The organism is Streptomyces sp. NPDC048462, from assembly GCF_043200175.1.
Classification (GTDB): Bacteria; Actinomycetota; Actinomycetes; order Streptomycetales; family Streptomycetaceae; genus Streptomyces.
This window is the reverse complement of the sequence record NZ_JBICXG010000002.1, coordinates 424064-443215: the sequence shown is the minus strand read 5'-3', so window position 1 is coordinate 443215 and position 19152 is coordinate 424064. Positions and strand designations below refer to the sequence as shown.

At 71.2% G+C, this 19152-nt stretch carries 17 protein-coding genes; 13 read left to right on the top strand and 4 right to left on the bottom strand.

Features of this window, described 5'->3' with window-relative positions; all coding sequences use genetic code 11:
• Window positions 1-29: 29 nt before the first annotated feature.
• Together ACGFU6_RS05090 and ACGFU6_RS05085 are read left to right on the top strand one after the other, a co-directional pair.
• Window positions 30-2150 carry a phosphocholine-specific phospholipase C gene (locus ACGFU6_RS05090; RefSeq protein WP_393608128.1) on the top strand — a complete coding sequence of 707 codons (2121 nt, stop codon included), beginning with the start codon at window positions 30-32 and terminating at the stop codon, window positions 2148-2150.
• 435 nt (window positions 2151-2585) lie between these two features.
• The gene (locus ACGFU6_RS05085; RefSeq protein ID WP_393608127.1) at window positions 2586-2927 is read left to right on the top strand and encodes a thioredoxin family protein; all 342 of its coding nucleotides are present in this window, start codon (window positions 2586-2588) and stop codon (window positions 2925-2927) included.
• Between the two features lie 347 nt (window positions 2928-3274).
• On the opposite strand, the gene ACGFU6_RS05080 is transcribed toward ACGFU6_RS05085, so the two are convergent.
• Window positions 3275-4015, bottom strand: coding sequence for a hypothetical protein (locus ACGFU6_RS05080; protein ID WP_393608126.1), 741 nt, complete (start codon window positions 4013-4015; stop codon window positions 3275-3277).
• Window positions 4016-4119: 104 nt separating this feature from the next.
• Here ACGFU6_RS05080 and ggt point away from each other — a divergent pair, with 104 nt between their 5' ends.
• Together ggt and ACGFU6_RS05070 are read left to right on the top strand one after the other, a co-directional pair.
• Window positions 4120-5928 (top strand): gamma-glutamyltransferase, encoded by a 1809-nt coding sequence (ggt, locus tag ACGFU6_RS05075; RefSeq protein ID WP_393608125.1) that lies wholly within the window; start codon window positions 4120-4122, stop codon window positions 5926-5928.
• 151 nt (window positions 5929-6079) lie between these two features.
• Complete coding sequence (locus tag ACGFU6_RS05070) at window positions 6080-6913, top strand: glycoside hydrolase family 75 protein (RefSeq protein WP_393608378.1); 834 nt, start codon at window positions 6080-6082, stop codon at window positions 6911-6913.
• Window positions 6914-6918: 5 nt separating this feature from the next.
• Here the strand turns inward: ACGFU6_RS05070 and map are convergent, their stop codons facing one another.
• A complete protein-coding gene (gene map / locus ACGFU6_RS05065; RefSeq protein ID WP_393608124.1) occupies window positions 6919-7686 on the bottom strand; it encodes a type I methionyl aminopeptidase in 768 nt (255 codons plus the stop codon).
• Between the two features lie 41 nt (window positions 7687-7727).
• On the opposite strand from map, the gene ACGFU6_RS05060 reads away from it, so the two are divergent.
• Window positions 7728-7997, top strand: a complete 270-nt coding sequence (locus ACGFU6_RS05060) for a helix-turn-helix domain-containing protein (RefSeq protein WP_393608123.1) — start codon at window positions 7728-7730, stop codon at window positions 7995-7997.
• 24 nt (window positions 7998-8021) lie between these two features.
• Here the strand turns inward: ACGFU6_RS05060 and ACGFU6_RS05055 are convergent, their stop codons facing one another.
• Window positions 8022-8915, bottom strand: coding sequence for an NADP-dependent oxidoreductase (locus ACGFU6_RS05055; RefSeq protein WP_393608122.1), 894 nt, complete (start codon window positions 8913-8915; stop codon window positions 8022-8024).
• A gap of 70 nt (window positions 8916-8985) precedes the next feature.
• Between ACGFU6_RS05055 and ACGFU6_RS05050 the strand changes: the two genes are divergently transcribed.
• The 5 genes from ACGFU6_RS05050 to ACGFU6_RS05030 all read left to right on the top strand — a co-directional run bounded on the left by ACGFU6_RS05050 (window position 8986) and on the right by ACGFU6_RS05030 (window position 13985).
• Complete coding sequence (locus ACGFU6_RS05050) at window positions 8986-9561, top strand: TetR/AcrR family transcriptional regulator (protein WP_393608121.1); 576 nt, start codon at window positions 8986-8988, stop codon at window positions 9559-9561.
• Between the two features lie 171 nt (window positions 9562-9732).
• The gene (locus ACGFU6_RS05045; protein ID WP_123531351.1) at window positions 9733-10113 is read left to right on the top strand and encodes a PPOX class F420-dependent oxidoreductase; all 381 of its coding nucleotides are present in this window, start codon (window positions 9733-9735) and stop codon (window positions 10111-10113) included.
• 183 nt (window positions 10114-10296) lie between these two features.
• Window positions 10297-11604, top strand: coding sequence for a hypothetical protein (locus ACGFU6_RS05040; protein WP_393608120.1), 1308 nt, complete (start codon window positions 10297-10299; stop codon window positions 11602-11604).
• A 258-nt stretch (window positions 11605-11862) separates the two neighbouring features.
• Window positions 11863-12705 (top strand): nitrilase-related carbon-nitrogen hydrolase, encoded by an 843-nt coding sequence (locus ACGFU6_RS05035; RefSeq protein WP_393608119.1) that lies wholly within the window; start codon window positions 11863-11865, stop codon window positions 12703-12705.
• On the top strand, window positions 12702-13985 hold the full coding sequence (locus ACGFU6_RS05030) for an aspartate aminotransferase family protein (RefSeq protein WP_393608118.1): 1284 nt from the start codon (window positions 12702-12704) through the stop codon (window positions 13983-13985). Before ACGFU6_RS05035 ends, ACGFU6_RS05030 begins: the two co-directional genes overlap by 4 nt.
• A 92-nt stretch (window positions 13986-14077) precedes the next feature.
• On the opposite strand, the gene ACGFU6_RS05025 is transcribed toward ACGFU6_RS05030, so the two are convergent.
• Window positions 14078-15016, bottom strand: a complete 939-nt coding sequence (locus tag ACGFU6_RS05025; protein ID WP_393608117.1) for a hypothetical protein — start codon at window positions 15014-15016, stop codon at window positions 14078-14080.
• A gap of 288 nt (window positions 15017-15304) precedes the next feature.
• On the opposite strand from ACGFU6_RS05025, the gene hydA reads away from it, so the two are divergent.
• From hydA to ACGFU6_RS05010, 3 genes are all read left to right on the top strand, one after another.
• Window positions 15305-16705, top strand: a complete 1401-nt coding sequence (hydA, locus tag ACGFU6_RS05020; RefSeq protein WP_393608116.1) for a dihydropyrimidinase — start codon at window positions 15305-15307, stop codon at window positions 16703-16705.
• A gap of 10 nt (window positions 16706-16715) precedes the next feature.
• Window positions 16716-17717 (top strand): TIGR03842 family LLM class F420-dependent oxidoreductase, encoded by a 1002-nt coding sequence (locus ACGFU6_RS05015; protein WP_393608115.1) that lies wholly within the window; start codon window positions 16716-16718, stop codon window positions 17715-17717.
• A 119-nt stretch (window positions 17718-17836) separates the two neighbouring features.
• A complete protein-coding gene (locus ACGFU6_RS05010; RefSeq protein ID WP_393608114.1) occupies window positions 17837-19150 on the top strand; it encodes an acetyl-CoA carboxylase biotin carboxylase subunit family protein in 1314 nt (437 codons plus the stop codon).
• Window positions 19151-19152 lie beyond the last annotated feature (2 nt).

The window sequence follows — 19152 nt, the reverse complement described above, 5'->3', positions numbered from 1 at the left end:
GCTGTACGACAGGACTCGGGAGGCTCAACTTGACCACGGACATTTCACGGCGACGGCTCTTCGCGCTCGGCGGCGGTGCGCTCGGCGCTGCGGCGGCGGGATCGCTGCTGCCGCCTTCGCTGCAGGCCGCGATAGCCGCCCAGCCTGCACATTCGGTGGGGTCCGGAGGCGCTGACGGGCTCGGGGCCATCAAGCACGTGGTGATCCTGATGCAGGAGAACCGTTCCTTCGACCACTACTTCGGCACGCTCCGGGGCGTGCGCGGTTTCGGTGACCGCAACGCCGTCGAGCTGCCCTCGGGCAAGCCGGTCTTCGAGCAGCCCGCAACGCTGGGTACCTCCGTTCTGCCGTTCCCGGTGCGCGGCGCCGCCGAGACGCAGCAGAAGGACCTCCAGTACATCGGTGCGCTCGACCACTCCTGGAGCGGTGGCGGCAAGGCGTGGGCCGGCGGGTGGATGAACGGCTGGGTATCCGCGAAGTCGGCCGCAACCATGGCGTACTACGACCGCCGTGATATCCCGCTGCACTACGAGCTGGCCGACACCTTCACGGTCTGCGACGCCTACCACTCCTCCATCCACTCCTCGACCAGCCCCAACCGCAACCACCTGTGGAGCGGGAAGACGGGCAATGAGCCGAACGGCAAGCGGGCCGTCGGCAATGACGCGTACGACGAGGGCACCCACCCCGGATACGACTGGGGCACCTACGCGGAACGGCTGGAGAGGGCCGGGCACAGCTGGCGCACGTACACCGAGTGGGAGAACTTCACCGACAACCAGATCGAGTTCTTCGCCACCTTCAAGGCCATCGCCCGCAAGGCGCTGGCGAAGACCGGCGGGCACACGTACATGGAGTCCTTCTACTCCGTCGTGCGGGACGCGGACGCAGCCGGGCGGGAGCGGCTGTTCGGCCTGCTGGAGGAGGGCGTCGCCACCCTGGACAAGGCCGAACGCCGTCTCTTCGAGAGGGCGCTGCGCCGGGTGGAGACCGGAACGCTGGCCGACGAGTTCGCCAAGGACGTGGCGGCGGGCACACTGCCGGAGGTCTCCTATCTGGTGCCTTCCGCCGTCGACTCGGAGCACCCGAGCGTCTCCTCGCCGATCCACAGCGCGACGATCGTCTACAAGGTTCTGGACGCACTGGGCAAGCACCCCGACGTGTGGCGGCACACCGCCGTCATCATCAACTACGACGAGAACGACGGCTTCTTCGACCACGTGCCCCCGCCGGTCGCCTCGCCCGAGGTGACCGAGGAGCAGTGGGAGGGCAAGCCCACCGGCCTTGGCATGCGGGTTCCGATGCTCGTCGTGTCGCCATGGACCATCGGCGGCTACGTCTGCTCCGAGGTCTTCGACCACACCTCTGTGATCCGCTTCCTGGAGCGCTGGACCGGGGTGAGGGAACCGAACATCGGCGACTGGCGGCGCACCGTCACCGGCGACCTGACCTCGGCCTTCGACTTCTCGCGAGGACGTCGCCGACCCGAGGTGGAGCAGCCGGGCGCTATCCCGCCGTTCAGCGGACGCTGGTCGCCCAGGCCGCCACTCGTGCAGCACATGCCCGTGCAGGAGCGGGGCGCGCGTCCGGCCCGTGCGCTGCCGTACCAGCCGGACGCGCGGGCGAAGGTGGTGGATGGCGCGGTGCGGCTGGCCCTCAGCAACACGGGGCGTTCGTCGGCGCACTTCGCGTTGTATCCGTACGCGGGCGAGTTCCCCGCGCCGCAGCACCGGGACGTGAAGGGCACGGCACAGTGGACGGTGCCCGCCACCGGCGCGGCGTACCGGTTCACGGTGACAGGGCCGAACGGCTTCCGCCGCGAGTTCGCCGGGTCAACGAAGGACGGTGCCCCGGCCGAGGTCGCGTCGCGGATCGACGCCCGTGAGCGCGATCTGCATCTCACGCTGCGCAACACGGGCCGGACGGCGCTCACCTTCACGGTGCGGCCGCGGGCATACGTCGACGAGGCGGACCTGAGCGACTGGACCAGGACCGTCAAGGTCAAGCCGGGGCGCAGCCGCACGGTGGTGCACTCGGCGGCCGACGCGCATGGCTGGTACGACCTGGACGTCACGGTCGGCGGGGACGAGACCTTCCGGCGTCGGCTGATGGGGCACATCGAGAACGGCCGCGCGAGCGTCTCGGGCTGACCCGGGTCCGGGCGTTGGCCGCCCCTCGTCTCCGGCGGCCCGCCGGAACGGCGTCAGGCCGGGCACGGGTGTGTCGGACGTCGGTCCATCTGCGCTCGCAGTCGGGAGTTGTCAGCGGCTCACCGCCCTCGGCAGCTCAGTCTCCCCGCTCCTCGGGCGGCGCCGATCGCCGGCACTGGCGATCGGCGACGTCCAGGTGCTTCGCAGCGTGCGGAGGCACGGGGCAATGGGAGCGGTCGGCCCGAGCGATGGTCTGGTGACACAGGCGTGCAGCCGCCCTTGCGAGCTGAGGGGCAGAGCTGGGACAGAGGTCACTGAGACCAATGGCCTCCTGCTGGTCGGACGCAGCCGGAGGGGCGGTGGCCAGGTCGGGCCGCCGTACCGCGCGGGGGGATGATGGGTACAGGAAGACGGGCATCGAGGTCAGGAGTTTCCATGACGAGCCGGGTGCACCAGCCCCGTGAGGACGCGGAGTTCGATTTCATCCTCAGGATGAGCGCGGTGCCGGTTCTCGCGTACTTCATCGGGACATGGCCCAAGGCAATCGAGCCCTGTCGGGCGATGGACCTCGTCGTGGGTGGCATTGCCGAGGAGTACGTGGGCCGTTTGACTGTCGTGCGGACCGACATTTCGCGATGTCCGGAGGTAACACGGCGTTACGGGATCGCTGGCGCCCCGTCCTGCGTCCTGCTGAAGGAGGAGAGGGAGGCGGCGGTGCTCGCCGCGGGGCCATTGACCACCGTCGAGATCGAAGAGTTCCTGCACGGCCACATCTGATGGCATACAGCGCGAAGGACGCGCATGGCTCGATCGGCGGCAGAGCATGTCTGTGAGATGAGCTGAAGTCGCCAGCTCGTGCTTCGGCCCGGCACCGGCCTTTCGCCGGTGCCCGGAACCACGTTGCTCACGCAGATCCGACGCCTATCAGAGCATCCGGCGGCAGCGCGAAGACGCCGATACGGCTCGGTGGGGCAGGATGGGCCGGGTGGGGGTGCCGGCGGCGATCGTCCACTCCTCGGCGTCGTCGTGGCGCTGCCGGCCCGGCCGCCGCGGCTGACCGGGATCAGTACCGCGCTGGCGGCCGTGCGGAGCCGGCTGTGGCGGTGCTGAGCCCCCTCAGCGGCTCAGCCCGCGCGGTGCGAGGTGCGCGGCGCGGGTGCCGGCGCCTGGGCCGCCCTGGTCACATCGCCGACCAGCTCCACCACATCGGGGCCGTACGCCTGTGAGTTGACCACCTTCAGCAGCAGGCAGAAGGTGTTGTTGCCGTGCTTGCGCGCCAGCCGCTCGAAGTTGCGGGCCAGGTACCGGGAGGCGGCCTGGTTGGTGATCGCCTGCTGTCCGCAGAACAGGAAGACCGGGCGGGCCTCCTGGCCGGCGGTCAGCCGCGCGAGCAGCACGTACTCGGCGACGCCCTTCTCGGCCCGGTAGCGCTCCGAGCCGATCTGGAAGGCACCGCGGTCCGGGCCGGGCTCGGCGTCGGTGTTCACCTTCACGCCGGGCAGCAGCGAATGCAGGTGCGCGGCCATCCGGCGGTTCGAGACCGGCCCGCCGACACAGAACTCGGTCCGTTCGCCGAACCCCTGCTGGGCGACGTCGTGCGAGAGGATCTGGGCGTGCGCCGAGCAGTCCTTGATCAGCGCGGCCAGTTCCAGCAGTGCGAAGACGTCGTGCCGGTGGACGGCGCCGTCGCCGCCCGCGTCGCGGTTGACGACGAGCAGGCACTCCGAGTTCCCGGGCAGTCCGAAGAACGCCTGCTTGCGGCGGAGTCTGCGGCGCCAGAGGTAGGTGCGTGCGAGCCAGCCGAGGGCGGCACTGATGCCGGCGGCTATCACGCCCAGCGCGATGTTGCGTACGTCGTCAGTCATGGGCGGGCATGTTAGCGGGCATTCGGCCTCAAGTTCGAGGCGGTCCTGACGGGGCGGCCGGGGCGGCGCTACCCTGCGCGGACGATCCTTCACTGGAGGTGCGCATGCGACGTTCCGTCGCGCGGAATGTGTCGTTCTTAGGTGTTCTCGCCGCTGTGGTGTCGGTCGGGGCGGCGGCCCCGTCCTCGTCCGCGCCACCGGCAGTGCCGACAGCCAAGTCCCCGGTGGCGGTGGGATACGGGGGAGCGGTCTCCAGCGTCGACGCCGACGCGACCGCCGCCGGTATCGAGGTGCTCCGCAAGGGCGGCAACGCGGCGGACGCGGCGGTGGCGACAGCGGCGGCGCTCGGGGTGACCGAGCCGTACTCTGCGGGTCTCGGCGGTGGTGGCTACTTCGTCCACTACGACGCGCGGACCCGCACCGTGCAGACCATCGACGGCCGTGAGACCGCGCCGCACAGCGCCAACTCCTCGCTCTTCATGGAGAACGGCAAGCCGCTCGCCTTCGCCGACGCCGTCACCAGCGGACTCGGCGTCGGCACGCCCGGCACCCCGGCCACCTGGGAGACCGCGCTCGACACCTGGGGCAGCAAGTCGCTCCGGCAGGTGCTGAAGCCGGCCGAGCGTCTCGCCCGGGACGGGTTCGTCGTGGACAGCACGTTCCGGTCCCAGACCGAGGGCAATCAGGCCAGGTTCGCGGACTTCCCGGCAACCCGGAAGCTCTTCCTACCGGGCGGCCAACTGCCAGTCGTCGGATCGGTGTTCAAGAACCCCGACCTGGCACGCACCTATGACGAGGTCGGCCGCAAGGGACTCGCTGAGATCTACCGGGGCGAGCTGGCCGAGGACGTCGTGCGGACGGTACGCAACCCGCCCGTCGATCCCGAGTCGTCCCGGGTGGTGCGGCCGGGCGACCTGACCACCAAGGACCTGCGCTCCTACCGGGCGCTGCGGCAGGCGCCGACGAAGACCGGCTACCGGGGACTCGACGTGTACGGCATGGCGCCGTCCTCCTCCGGTGGTACGACGGTGGGCGAGGCCCTGAACATCCTGGAGTCGACCGACCTGTCGAGGGCGAGCGAGACGCGGTACCTGCACCGGTTCATCGAGGCGAGCCGGATCGCGTTCGCCGACCGAGGGCGCTGGGTCGGTGACCCGAAGTTCGAGGACGTGCCCACCAAGGAACTGCTCAGCCAGCGCTTCGCCGACTCGCGGGAGTGCCTGATCAAGGACGACGCGGTGCTGACCAGCCCGCTCGCGCCGGGCGACCCGCGCCATCCGGCCGACTGCGCCACCGGCGGGAAAGCCGCGCCGACCACGTACGAGGGGGAGAACACCACTCACCTGACGACCGCCGACAAGTGGGGCAACGTCGTCGCGTACACGCTGACGATCGAGCAGACCGGAGGCAGCGGGATCACGGTGCCGGGGCGCGGGTTCCTGCTCAACAACGAGCTGACGGACTTCTCGTTCGCGCCCGCCGACCCGGCCGTCCACGACCCGAACCTGCCGGGTCCGGGCAAGCGGCCGAGGTCGTCGATCTCCCCGACCATCGTGCTCAAGCACGGACAGCCGGTGCTGGCGCTGGGGTCGCCGGGCGGCGCCACGATCATCACGACCGTGCTGCAGTCACTGATCGGCAAGGTCGACCGGGGGCTTCCCCTGGTGGACGCCATCGCGGCGCCCCGCGCCAGCCAGCGCAACGCGGCGAAGACGGAGCTTGAACCGGGGCTGTGGAACAGCCCGGTGCGGGCCCGGCTGGAAGCGCTGGGACACGTCTTCACGCCGAATCCGGAGATCGGAGCGGCGACGGGTGTGCAGCGGCTGCCGGACGGGCGCTGGCTCGCGGCCGCCGAGACGGTTCGCCGGGGCGGCGGTTCGGCGATGGTGGTGAGGCCCACCGGGCGGTCCTGACGATCCATCAATAGTCGTTGCAGGGGGGCCGGTCGCCGCGGGAGAACCGAGGTGGCCGGCCTCGGGGGTCTTGACGAGGACATGACCGGGGGAGCATCTTGGCATCTCGGTAAGGAAACTTTCCTAATAGAAGGGCACCCCCACCATGCGTATGCAAGCGCTTGCCCTCGCCGCAGCCTCCGGCGCCGCTCTCCTCGCGGCCGGATCGCTGACACCGGCCGCCTCGGGCGGCTCCCCCACCCCCTCCGCCGCAGCCGCAGCGGCGCGGAACGCGCACCCGGCGACGGTGCGGCTGGCGCCCGTCGCCCACACCGCCCGGCTGCCCCACGACGGCCCCTCCGGCACCGCCTCGTCGGGGAGTGCCGCGTCCGGCGATAAGCCGTCCTCCGGAATCAAGGAGGGCTCCGTCAGTGCGGCCGACCTGCTGGCCAAGGTCTCGTCCTGTTCGCAGATCTCGAACGGCAAGTACCGTACGGACGAGGAGACCTCGGCCACGGTGCCGGTCTGTGGCGCGAACGGCGCCGTGTTCTGGAAGGCCGACATGGACGTCGACTGCGACGGACAGATCACCGCGGCCTGCAACGAGGACACCGACCCGTGGTTCCAGGACGACACCGCGTTCCACACCTCCGGCGACCAGCCGCTCAATGCCGAGAAGCTGCCGTACGTCGTCGTGCCGAGCAGCAGCTCCATCTGGAACTACGGCAGCGCCGGCATCAAGGGCGGAGGCGTCGTCGCCGTCATCCACAACGGCAAGGTGGAGTACGCCGTCGTCGGTGACACCGGCCCCGACAAGATCATCGGCGAGGCCTCGTACGCCACGGCGAAGGCCCTCGGAATCGACCCCGATCCGGAGACCGGCGGCGCCGAGTCCGGCGTCACGTACATCCTGTTCAAGAACTCGCAGGCGTCACCGATCGAGAGCCACGACGCCGCCGTGAGTGCCGGGGACGTGCTGGCGAAGGAGTTCCTGCAGAACAACTGAGCCCGTCACGGTGCGGTCAGGATCCTGGGGCCGTCGTCCGTGATCGCCACCGTGTGCTCGGCGTGGGCGGCCCTGCTGCCGTCGGACGTGCGCAGCGTCCAGCCGTCCCGGTCGGTGTGGAACGTGTCGAGGCCGCCGCCGAGCAGCATCGGCTCGATGGCGAGCACCATGCCGTGCCGCAACGGCATCCCGCGGCCCGGTCGTCCCTCGTTGGGGACGCCCGGGTCCTCGTGCATGGACCGGCCCACGCCGTGGCCGCCGAAGCCCTCCAGGATGCCGTAGCCGGCCGTGCGGCACACCCGGCCGATCGCGTGCGCGATGTCACCGATCCGGTTGCCGACGACGGCCGCCGCGATGCCCGCGTCCAGCGCCGCGAACGCCGTCTCGATCAGCAGGGTGTCCGCGGGCCTGGCACGGCCGACGGTGAAGCTGATCGCCGAGTCGCCGACCCAGCCGTCGAGCGTCGCGCCCGCGTCGACGCTCACCAGGTCGCCGTCGCGCAGCCGCAGGTCCGTGGGGATTCCGTGCACGACCGCGTCGTTGACGGACGTGCAGATCGCGCCGGGGAACGGGACCGGGGCGAAGTCCGGCCGGTAGTTGAGGAAGGGGGATCCGGCGCCCGCCTCGCGCAGGACGCCCCGGGCCACCTCGTCGAGCTCGCGCAGCGAGACGCCGGGCGCCGCCGCGTCCCGGGTGGCCGTCAGTACCTGCGCCACGACCCGGCCGGCCTCGCGCATGGCTTCGATGGATGTGTCTGTCTTGAGTTGCACCATGCCAATTACTATACCGGTTCAGGCGGTATTAGAATGACGGCATGGTACGAACGCCCCTGACCCCCGAAGAGCACCTGCGCGGCGAGCGGCTCGGCCGCCTGATCCGCGAGGCGCGCGGCCGCCGCAGCATGGTCGACATCGCCCGCAGCGCCGGGATCTCCGCCGAGACGCTGCGCAAGATCGAGACCGGCCGCGCCCCCACCCCCGCCTTCTTCACCGTCGCCGCGCTGGCCGGGGCGCTCGGCCTCTCGATGGACGAACTGCTCCTGCGCTGCGCCGCGGAGCCGCTCGCCGTCCCGCTGGCCGGTTAGGGGCGGACGGGGACAGGCCGCGACTCAGACGATCAGGACCCGGCGGCCCCGGGTGTGGCCTGCCCGGCTGTCGGCGTGCGCCGTCGCTGCCCCGGTGAGCGGGTACGACTTCTCGACCGGGATGTGGAGCCTGCCCCCGGAGATGAGATCGACGGCCTCGGCGAGCGCGTCCGGCACGCTCCCGGCCACTCCGGAGAACCGGACGCCCAGCTGCGGGGCGCCGAGGTCGGCGATGGAGACGACCTTGTGCGCGTCCCCGGTGAGCCCGACGAGTTCGCGGATCACGCCCGAGCCGGCCAGGTCGAGGGCCGCGTCGACCCGGCCCAGGTGCCGCACCCGTTCGACCCAGCCCTCGCCGTACGTCGTGGCGAGCGCGCCCAGGCTCCGCAGATAGTCCTGGTTCGCGGCCCCGGCGGTGCCGATCACCGCGATGCCGCGCGCACGGGCGATCTGCAGCACCGCCGACCCGACGCCGCCGGACGCGCCGCTGACCAGTAGCGTCTGGCCGGGCCGCACGCCGACTTCGCGGATGACGCGCAGCGCGGTCTCCACCACCGACGGGTACCCGGCCGCCTCCTCGAAGGCCAGCCCCTCGGGCATCCGGGCCCAGGCCGACAGCACGGTGAAGTCGGCGTACGTGTCGACGCCCTCGCCGAACACGCGGTCGCCGACGGTGACCCCCTCCACGCCCTCGCCGATCTCGTCCACCACCCCGGCGGCGTCGAGCCCGACCCCCGAGGGCAGCTCGATCGGGTGGGCTCCCAGGACCTGGCCCTCCCGGATCCTCCAGTCGACGGGGTTGATGCCCGCCGCCCGTACGGCGATGCGTATCCGGCCGGGGCCCGCGTGCGGCTCCTCGGCTTCCACCAGTTGCAGGACTTCGGGACCGCCGAACTCGGCGAAGCTGATTTTCTTCATGCGGCCGACAATAACCCTAACCGTTAGGATTTCATAGTGGTGAGGAATTCATACCTGGTAGTGTCCGGGTATGACCGAGCCGCCCGGACGCCGTGAACGCAAGAAGGCCGCGACCCGCCAGAAGATCGCCGACACCGCGCTGAGCCTCTTCCTGGAGCGCGGATACGACGCCGTGGGCATCCGTGACGTCGCGGCCGGGGCCGATGTGGCCGTCACCACCGTCTTCGCTCACTTCGCCTCGAAGGAGGCGCTGGTGTTCGAGCGCGACCAGGACTTCGAGGAGCGCCTCACGCGGGCGGTGACCGATCGGCCGCCGCGCGGGCCGGTCGTCCCGGCCCTGCACCGCGAGGTCCAGGCCCTGGTGCGGCACTGCACGGCGCAGGGCAGTGCGCCCGTCCGGCGACTGATCGAGGAGTCACCCGCCCTGCGGGAGTACGAGGACGCGATGAGCCTGCGTCATGCGGGTGCCCTGGCCGCGGCGCTGGCCGCCGACCCCCACCTGTCCCGGAGTGCGACGGCCTGCCGGGCGACCGCGCGGTTCACCATCGACGCCTACGCGCTGGCCTGCCGGTCGGACGATCCCGGGGCCACGGTGGACGAGGTCTTCCGGATGATCGAGGCCGCCTGGGAAGCCACCGCGCCCTGAGCCGGGGGCGGTCGGGCCGTCCGGCGGCGGAGGCCCCGCGGCGGCGCGCGTCATCCGGCCGCACGCATGGACGGCCGGACGGCTTCTGGCCGAACCGGCGGCGGCCGGGGGCTGATTGGGGAAGTCCCGGCCGTGCGCGGAACCCGGGCGTGAGGTGCGTAAGGTTGCGCCATGAGCCTCCAGGAGTTCGCCCGAAGTGAGTACGTCAGCCTCACCACGTACCGGAAGGACGGCACCCCCGTCGCCACACCGGTGTGGGCCGCCGCCGCCGGGGACGAGCTGCTGGTGTGGACCAAAGCCGATTCGTGGAAGGTCAAGCGGCTTCGCAACGACACCCGCGTCCTCGTCACCGTCTGTGACGTGCGCGGGCGCATCGCGGAAGGTGCCCCGAGCGCCGAGGGCACCGGCCGGCTGCTCGACGTCAAGGACATGGCCGCTGTGCGCAAGGCCATCGGCCGCAAGTACACCTGGAAGTACTGGCTGCTCGACTACCCGGCGCTGGTCTTCCGGCTCGGCAAGCGGCCGCACACCGGGATCGCCATCACCTTCTGAACCCCGCCCGCGCGTACTCGCTCGACGCGTACTCGCTCGACGGGTGCGTGTGGGGCGCTCGCCGTCGGGGTCGTACGCCGCTCGCACCGGTACCGAAAAGAGCGCGTAGCCGTCCCGTAACACGCCTGCGGTCGAATGCCTGCGGACTGGAAGGTTCCAGCCGACGGCGGCCCGAGGGCGGAAATGACAGTGCATCAGCATGCGGTGTCCCTGAGCGAGTTCGCGCACTACCTGCGGTATCTGACCCGGCTGCTCGATCCCTCCCAGGGCTGGTACGGCGTCTTTTGCGAACGCGATCCGGAGGGGATGCGGGCCTGTCTGGAGGGCGTCGAGATCCCGCCATGGGACGTGGTGGACTCGCTCCTGCGGGATCTCGCGACCGCGCGCGGCGCCGACTTCGCCGGACAGGAGTCGGTACGCGCTGCCGGGCTCCACGCCGCCTCGGCCGCCGGTCACGACCGCCGCCCCGGCGGGCGGCAGCAGCTCGTGGAGCGGCTGGAACTGATGCTGCGGGAGCAGGCGCACGCCGCCCAGCGGCTGCTCGCGGCCCACGAGCGCGGTGCGGCGGACGCGGTGGACGCCCAAGCGGCCGCCTGGGCCCGGGACGACCACGAACGCGCCTCGGCCCGCTGCGCGGAGCTGCGCCGGCGGCTCGCGGCGGTGCGCGACGCCGTCCCGGAAGCCCCGCCGTCACCGCAGGCCCCGCCGTCACCGCACGCCCCGCCGCCACCGGAGACCCCAGCGGCAGCGGCCCCCGCTCCCGCCGCATCCGCCCCCGCACGGCCCGTGCGCAGGAGGCCGCGCGGTGCCCGGTTCGCCGGGCTGGACGTGGAGGACGAGAGCCCCGCGTCCGTGGCGCCCCTCCTGCCCGTGCCGCCGGTCGCGGCCGCCGTGCCGCGCGGCGCCCGGTTCGGCGGCGCGTCGGCGGGCGCGGAGCGGGGTCCGGCCGAGGTCCCGGTGGACGCCGAGGTGGTGGAGGCCGCCCGGTACACCGTCGCGGCGCTGCTCCGGCTGCGGGCGGAGGGCCGCAGCGGGGAGGCTCACGGGGTGCTCTGCGAGGCGGCCGCGCGGCCCGCGGACCGGTTGCCGGTGCTCGCGGCGGAGCTCCGACTGGCGGGGCTCGACGCGGACTGGGCGACCCTGCTGTGGGAGATCTCCTCGCTGCCGCCGGCCGCACTCGCGGCGGCGGCCGCCGCACTGTCCAAGGCGGGGTGGCCGGAGGACTGCGACCGGCTGCTGCGCCAGGGCGTGGCCCGGCCCGCCGCGGAGATCGCCGACGCCGTGGCCGCACTGGACCGGGCCGGCCGGGGCCCGCAGGCGCAAGCGCTGCTCGGCGCCTTCGTCCGGGTCCGGACACCGCAGGACGCGGCCAGGGTCGCCGAGAGTGATCCGGGCCGCCTCGTACCGCAACTGCTCGCGGCTGCGCGGGAGGTGTCCGAGGCGAGGGAGCGGGACGTGGTGCACGCACTGAGGGTCGCGGGTATCGGCTGAGGAACGGGGGATCGGGCCGGGGCCGCTCCGGCGCATCCTGGGGTCCCGGTGCATGCCGGGCTCGTGAGCGCGGCCGGGAGCGGCCCGTCCCGCGCTCCCGGGCTGGACCGCACGGGTGCGAAACAAGATCGACTCCGCTGGTTCACGGCGATGGTCTTGCCCCGCTGTGTGACGGGGCTTACGTTCTCCTCTACGCACGTGTCTACGGGCGTAGAAACTGCCAAGAGGCTCTCTGACGCCGCGTCGAAGGAGCAGCTCATGTCCCAAGTCGTACGCGCCGCACTCGTCCAGGCGACCTGGACCGGCGACACCGAATCCATGATCGCCAAGCACGAGGAACACGCCCGCGAGGCCGCCCGGCAGGGGGCGAAGATCATCGGTTTCCAGGAGGTGTTCAACGCCCCCTACTTCTGCCAGGTGCAGGAACCCGAGCACTACCGCTGGGCCGAGGCCGTGCCCGAGGGCCCGACCGTGCAGCGGATGCGGGAGCTGGCCCGGGAGACCGGGATGGTGATCGTCGTCCCGGTCTTCGAGGTCGAGCAGTCCGGCTTCTACTACAACACCGCAGCGGTGATCGACGCCGACGGCTCGTATCTCGGCAAGTACCGCAAGCACCACATCCCCCAGGTCAAGGGGTTCTGGGAGAAGTACTACTTCAAGCCCGGCAACGCCGGCTGGCCGGTCTTCGACACGGCGGTGGGCAAGGTCGGCGTATACATCTGCTACGACCGGCACTTCCCCGAGGGCTGGCGCCAACTCGGTCTCAACGGCGCCCAGCTGGTGTACAACCCGTCCGCGACCTCGCGCGGTCTCTCCGGCTACCTCTGGCAGCTGGAGCAGCCGGCGTCCGCCGTCGCCAACGAGTACTTCATCGCCGCGATCAACCGCGTCGGCCAGGAGGAGTACGGCGACAACGACTTCTACGGCACCAGCTACTTCGTTGACCCGCGCGGTCAGTTCGTCGGGGACGTGGCCAGCGACAAGGCGGAGGAACTCCTCGTCCGCGACCTGGACTTCGGGCTGATCGAGGAGGTCCGGCAGCAGTGGGCCTTCTACCGGGACCGCCGTCCCGACGCGTACGAGGGACTGGTGGAGCCGTGAGCAGTCTGCACAACCGTCATCTCGCCGTCAGCCCGGACTGGCTGGCCCTCTACTACCGGCATCCGCTGGAGATCACCCATGGCGAGGGCCGCCACGTCTGGGACGCGGACGGCAACCGCTACCTCGACTTCTTCGGCGGCATCCTCACCACCATGACCGCCCACGCGCTGCCCGAGGTCACCAAGGCGGTCACCGAGCAGGCGGAGCGGATCATCCACTCCTCCACGCTCTATCTGAACCGGCCGATGGTCGAGCTCGCCGAGCGCGTGGTCAGCCTCTCCGGCATCCCGGACGCCCGGGTCTTCTTCACCACCTCGGGCACCGAGGCCAATGACACGGCGCTGCTGCTGGCCACCGCGTACCGCAGGTCGAACCAGATCCTCGCGATGCGCAACAGCTACCACGGCCGGTCGTTCTCCGCCGTCTCCATCACCGGCAACCACGCCTGGTCGCCCACCGCGCTGTCCCCGCTCCAGACGCTGTACGTGCACGGCGGCGTCCGCGGCCGCGGACCGTACGCGCACCTGAGCGACGGGGAGTTCATCGCGGCCTGCGTGGCGGACCTGGAGGATCTGCTCGGGCACACCCGGGACGCGGCCGCGCTGATCGCCGAACCCATCCAGGGCGTGGGCGGGTTCACCTCGCCGCCCGACGGTCTGTACGCGGCCTTCCGCGAAGTCCTCGACCGGCACGGCATCCTGTGGATCTCCGACGAGGTGCAGACCGGCTGGGGCCGCACCGGTGAGCACTTCTGGGGCTGGCAGGCGCACGCGGAGAACGGGCCGCCGGACATCGTCACCTTCGCCAAGGGCATCGGCAACGGCATGTCGATCGGGGGTGTCATCGCCCGCGCCGACGTCATGAACTGCCTGGACGCCAACTCCATCTCGACGTTCGGCGGTTCGCCGGTCACCATGGCCGCCGGTCTCGCCAACCTCGGGTACCTGCTCGAACACGACCTCCAGGGCAACGCCCGCCGGGTCGGCGGACTGCTCATCGAGCGGCTGCGGGCGATCGCGGCCGGTTCCGACTGCGTCCGGGAGGTACGCGGCCGGGGGCTGATGATCGGCATCGAGCTGGTGAAGCCCGGCACGGACGAGGCGAACCCCGAAGCGGCCTCGGCCGTGCTGGAGGCGGCCCGCGAGGGCGGCCTGCTCATCGGCAAGGGCGGCGGCCACAACACCAGCGTGCTGCGTATCGCCCCGCCCCTCTCGCTCTCCATCCCGGAGGCGGAGGAGGGTGCGGTGATCCTCGCCGACGCGCTGCGAGCGGCGGGGTGAGCACCGGGCGGCGCGGCGCTCCCGGTACCGGCGAGGGGGCGCCGCCGGGGCGGCGCGCCCGCCGCCGGACAGCGCCGGCTCCGGCCGCCGGGCTACCCGCCGAGGTGCTCGAACCGCAGGGAACCGCCGTCGCTCCCGTCGTCGGTGCCCCAGACCGCGTGCCCGCCGGGCAGGAAGGCGATGGCCTCGATCCTCCGGTTGTCCCGCTCGGTGAACAGGCTCAGCGGCGTCAGTTCACGTCGCGGCTTCAGGCGCAGCACGGCGTCATGGGCCGCGTTGACGGTGAGCCGGCCGGCGTCGTAGACGGCGCAGGTGGGCGGCCCGTCGTCCTCCTCGGGGCCGGAGGAGGACGAGACCATGACGGTGCCGTCCGTCAGGACCTTCAGATCGCTGATGTGCCGGACCCCGGGCCGGTCCGGGTACGGGACGGCGAACTCCTGCCGGGCGCTGACGGTGCCGAACTCCGGGCCGTCCGCCCCGACGCGCACCGAGGAGGCGCGCGCGACGGCCGGCCGCTCGCCGCTGCCGCGCGTCGCCCAGACGGCGAAGGTCCGGCCCGAGCTGTCGCGGTGCAGCGCGAAGCTCTCGTAGCTGTCACCGTCGCGCCGGCCGGGCAGCGCGACGGGGGCACCCTCGGCCGTCGCCCGGCCGTGCGCCACGACGAGGTGGAAGGCGTCGCCCCCGTCCGTGACGGCGACGTAGTGGCCGGGGCGGCCGGGAACCGCGTCGATCGCCTGCAGGCCGACGGGGAGCGCGCCGAACCACGGGAGTTCCCGGACGGCCGGGGCGCGGCCGGCCCGCAGGCGTACCGTCGCCGCCCTGGACTCGCGGTCCCCGCTGTTGTCCCGTACGACGACCAGGTCGGCCAGGCCGTGTCCCTCGGGTGCCCACGCGGCCGGCGCCATGCCGCTCACCCCGCCCAAGGTGCCCGAGCCGACCCGCTGCCAGCCGTCGGACGGGCCGGCGGGCGGGGGAGCGGTGGCGAGGGCGGCGCAGAGGGCGGCCGAGGCGATGACTGCGATTCTGATCATGGAGCGAAGCTAGGGTGCGGCCGGCCGGGTCCGGGGCGGACCGCCGCCCGCCGTCCGGTGGGTTCCCCCGCACGGACTCGCCCCACTCGTCCGTCCGGAGCCCGGCGCGGACCGGGCGCGGCGCCGCGCGCTGGGCCGGTGGAGTGCCGGACGGATGAAACGGAAACGTCTTCAGCGGTTGACCGCAGCGGTATTGCCACAGTGGGCAGCCCACTTCTACGTTCTTCACCACGCACCGGTCTACGTGCGTAGACCCGTTCCGCCACAGTCCACAGTGAGGAGGGGTACATGAGCCGCACCGTCATCCACGGCGGCCTCGTCGTCACCGCATCCGACGAGATCCACGCCGATGTACTCGTCGAGGGCGGCCGCATCGCCGCACTCGCCGCGCACGGCACCGACGCCGCAGCGAGCTGGACCGCCGACCGGACCATCGACGCCACCGGAAAATACGTCATCCCGGGCGGCGTCGACGCGCACACCCACATGGAGATGCCGTTCGGCGGCACCTACGCCGCCGACACCTTCGAGACCGGGACCCGGGCGGCGGCCTGGGGCGGCACCACCACCATCGTCGACTTCGCCATCCAGTCCGTCGGGCGTTCCGTACGCGAGGGGCTCGACGCCTGGTACGCGAAGGCGGACGGCAACTGCGCGATCGACTACGCGTTCCACATGATCCTGGCCGATGTGAACGCCTCCTCGCTCAAGGAGATGGACCTGCTGGTGGCGGAGGGCGTCACCTCCTTCAAGCTGTTCATGGCCTACCCCGGCGTCTTCTACAGCGACGACGGGCAGATCCTGCGCGCCATGCAGCGGGCCGAGTCCAACGGCGGCCTGATCATGATGCACGCGGAGAACGGCATCGCCATCGACGTCCTGGTCGAGCAGGCGCTCGCCGCGGGCCGCACCGACCCGCGCTTCCACGGGGACGTGCGCAAGGTGGCGCTGGAGGCCGAGGCCACTCACCGCGCCATCCAGCTCGCCCGCGTCGCCGGAGCCCCGCTGTACATCGTGCACGTCTCCGCCGACGAGGCCGTCGCCGAGGTCGCGGCCGCCCGGCACAAGGGGCTTCCCGTCTTCGGGGAGACCTGCCCGCAGTACCTCTTCCTCTCCACCGACAACCTCGCCGAGCCGGACTTCGAGGGCGCCAAGTACGTCTGCTCCACGCCGCTGCGGCCCCGGGAGCACCAGGAAGCGCTGTGGCGGGGCCTGCGGAACAACGAACTCCAGGTCGTCTCCACCGACCACTGCCCGTTCTGCTTCTCCGGGCAGAAGGAGATGGGACGGGGCGACTTCTCGAAGATCCCCAACGGGATGCCGGGCGTCGAGAACCGGATGGACCTCCTGCACCAGGCGGTCGTCGACGGCCGGATCTCCCGCCGCCGGTGGATCGAGATCGCCTGCGCCTCACCGGCCCGGATGTTCGGCCTCTACCCCAAGAAGGGCACCATCGCCCCCGGCGCCGACGCGGACCTCGTCGTCTACGACCCGGCCGCCGTCCAGACCATCTCCGCCGAGACCCACCACATGAACGTCGACTACTCGGCGTACGAGGGAAAGCGGCTCACCGGACAGGTGGAGACCGTGCTCTCGCGCGGTGAGGTCGTCATCGACCGCCGCACGTTCACCGGCCGCGCGGGACACGGCATGTACACCCCGCGCGCCACCTGTCAGTACCTGGACTAGGAGATCTGGCATGGACTTCGGACTCGTCCTGCAGACCGACCCGCCCGCCTCGGCCGTCGTCGGGCTGATGCGCCGCGCCGAACGCAACGGCTTCCGCTACGGCTGGACCTTCGACTCGGCGGTGCTCTGGCAGGAGCCCTTCGTCATCTACAGCCGCATCCTCGAACACACCGACCGCCTCATGGTCGGGCCCATGGTCACCAACCCCTCCACCCGCACCTGGGAGGTCACCGCCTCCACGTTCGCCACCCTCAACGACATGTACGGCAACCGGACCGTCTGCGGCATCGGCCGCGGCGACTCCGCGATGCGGGTGGCGGGCCGCAGCCCCAACACGCTGGCCAGGCTGAGCGATGCGATGGATGCCATCCGCGACCTCGCGGAGGGGCGCGAGGCCCTGGTCGAGGGCCGGCCGATCCAGATCCCCTGGATCAAGGACGGACGGCTGCCCGTCTGGATGGCCGCGTACGGGCCCAAGGCGCTGGCGCTGGCAGGGCAGAAGGCCGACGGCTTCATCCTCCAGCTCGCGGACCCCTTCCTCACCGAATGGATGATCAAAGCGGTCCGGGACGCGGCGGCCGGGGCGGGCCGTGACCCGGACTCCGTCACCATCTGCGTCGCCGCGCCCGCCTACGTCGGCGACGACCTCGACCACGCCCGTGAGCAGTGCCGCTGGTTCGGCGGCATGGTCGGCAACCACGTGGCCGACCTGGTCACCCGCTACGGCGAGCACTCCGGTCTCGTCCCCGAGGCGCTGACCGACTACATCGCGGGACGCTCCGGCTACGACTACAGCCACCACGGCCGCGCCGGAAACCCCGACACGACCTTCGTACCGGACGAGATCGTCGACCGGTTCTGCCTGCTGGGGCCACCGGCGGCACACATCGAGAAGCTCAGGGCCCTGCGCGATCTGGGCGTCGACCAGTTCGCCGTGTACAACATGCACGACGCCCGCGAGGCCACCATCGACGCCTACGGCGCCGAGATCATCCCCGCGCTGTCCGGCTGACCGCTTCCTCCGGGCCACCGGCCGCCCCGCGCCCCCGCCGTGAACGGCGGCGGCCGGGCGGGCCGGTTTGGATCCTGTGCGGCGGGTACGCGCCGTGGACCCGACGAAAGGACCACGTCGTGTCCGTGCAGCGGAAGAACATCTTCATACTCGGCCTGGACGATGCCAATCTGCCGACTCTGGAATCCGTCCCCGGATCCGGGACGTACCGGTTCCATCCCCTGCTGAGCATCGGCGAGCTGCAGGAGGGCGAGGTCTCGGTGGCCGGTCTGATGAGCCGCGCCCGCGAGATCCTGGACGCGCACGAGGGCAGCATCGACGCGATCGTCGGCTATTGGGACTTCCCCGTGAGCACGCTCGTGCCGATGCTCGGCAGAGAGTACGGCACGCGCACGACGAGCCTCGAGTCCGTCGTCAAATGTGAGCACAAATACTGGAGCCGGCTGGAACAGCAGAAGGTGATCGACGAGTACCCGAACTTCGGAATGGTCGATCTGGAGAGCGCGGATCCTCAGCCACCGGAAGGCGTGGGCTTCCCCATGTGGCTCAAGCCCGCCCTCGCGTACTCGTCGGAACTGGCATACGGCGTCTCGGACATGACGGAGTTCCGTACGGCCGTGAAAAATATCCGTGAGGGCATCGACCGGGTCGGAAGGCCGTTCAACGCGGTGCTGGAACTCCTGGAACTTCCGCCGGAGATGGCGGGGGTGGGAGGTCAGGTCTGTCTGGCCGAGGAAGCGATGACGGGCATTCAGGTGGCGGTCGAGGGATATGTGCACGACGGGGAGGTGACCGTCTACGGAGTACTCGACTCGATCAACTACTCCGGTTCCTCCTGTTTCCTGCGTCACCAGTACCCGAGCGCTCTGCCGGCCCCGGTGATCCGGAAACTGCACGAGGTGAGCGAGCGGACCATGCGACAGATAGGCATGGACTCCGCCACCTTCAGCATCGAGTACTTCTACGACCCCAAGACCGGGGACGTCAGCCTGCTGGAGATCAATCCCCGGCACTCCCAGTCGCACGCGGAGTTGTTCGACTACGTCGACGGCGCCCCCAACCACCACCGGATGATCAGCCTCGCACTCGGCAACGACCCCGCCCTGCCAGGTGGGCAGGGCCCGTACGGCGTGGCCGCCAAGTGGTACTACAGGTGGTTCGGGCAGGGCACGGTGCATCAGGTGCCCACCCCCGACGAACTCGCGGCGATCGAGCGGGACATACCCGGGGTACGGATCGACGTGGTGCCCGCCGAGGGGCAGAGGCTCTCCTCGGTGCCCCAGCAGGACAGCTACAGCTACGAGATCGCCCACATCTTCACCGGGGCGGACGACGAGGAGGGCCTGCGGCGCAAGTTCGACCAGTGCGTCGCGGCCCTGGGCCTCACATTCGACGACACCGCTCCGGGCGGCCGCGACCAGAAGACGCCGTGACG

What these genes read in the sequence shown, in the direction of transcription:
- ACGFU6_RS05050 (WP_393608121.1), top strand. Translation starts at nt 8,986, where the DNA reads ATGACCGAGCCGCCCGGACGCCGTGAACGCAAGAAGGCCGCGACCCGC.
- ACGFU6_RS05080 (WP_393608126.1), bottom strand. Translation starts at nt 4,015, where the DNA reads ATGACTGACGACGTACGCAACATCGCGCTGGGCGTGATAGCCGCCGGC.
- ACGFU6_RS05015 (WP_393608115.1), top strand. Translation starts at nt 16,716, where the DNA reads ATGGACTTCGGACTCGTCCTGCAGACCGACCCGCCCGCCTCGGCCGTC.
- ACGFU6_RS05070 (WP_393608378.1), top strand. Translation starts at nt 6,080, where the DNA reads ATGCAAGCGCTTGCCCTCGCCGCAGCCTCCGGCGCCGCTCTCCTCGCG.
- ACGFU6_RS05055 (WP_393608122.1), bottom strand. Translation starts at nt 8,915, where the DNA reads ATGAAGAAAATCAGCTTCGCCGAGTTCGGCGGTCCCGAAGTCCTGCAA.
- hydA (WP_393608116.1), top strand. Translation starts at nt 15,305, where the DNA reads ATGAGCCGCACCGTCATCCACGGCGGCCTCGTCGTCACCGCATCCGAC.
- map (WP_393608124.1), bottom strand. Translation starts at nt 7,686, where the DNA reads ATGGTGCAACTCAAGACAGACACATCCATCGAAGCCATGCGCGAGGCC.
- ACGFU6_RS05025 (WP_393608117.1), bottom strand. Translation starts at nt 15,016, where the DNA reads ATGATCAGAATCGCAGTCATCGCCTCGGCCGCCCTCTGCGCCGCCCTC.
- ACGFU6_RS05060 (WP_393608123.1), top strand. Translation starts at nt 7,728, where the DNA reads ATGGTACGAACGCCCCTGACCCCCGAAGAGCACCTGCGCGGCGAGCGG.
- ACGFU6_RS05045 (WP_123531351.1), top strand. Translation starts at nt 9,733, where the DNA reads ATGAGCCTCCAGGAGTTCGCCCGAAGTGAGTACGTCAGCCTCACCACG.
- ggt (WP_393608125.1), top strand. Translation starts at nt 4,120, where the DNA reads ATGCGACGTTCCGTCGCGCGGAATGTGTCGTTCTTAGGTGTTCTCGCC.
- ACGFU6_RS05085 (WP_393608127.1), top strand. Translation starts at nt 2,586, where the DNA reads ATGACGAGCCGGGTGCACCAGCCCCGTGAGGACGCGGAGTTCGATTTC.
- ACGFU6_RS05035 (WP_393608119.1), top strand. Translation starts at nt 11,863, where the DNA reads ATGTCCCAAGTCGTACGCGCCGCACTCGTCCAGGCGACCTGGACCGGC.
- ACGFU6_RS05040 (WP_393608120.1), top strand. Translation starts at nt 10,297, where the DNA reads ATGACAGTGCATCAGCATGCGGTGTCCCTGAGCGAGTTCGCGCACTAC.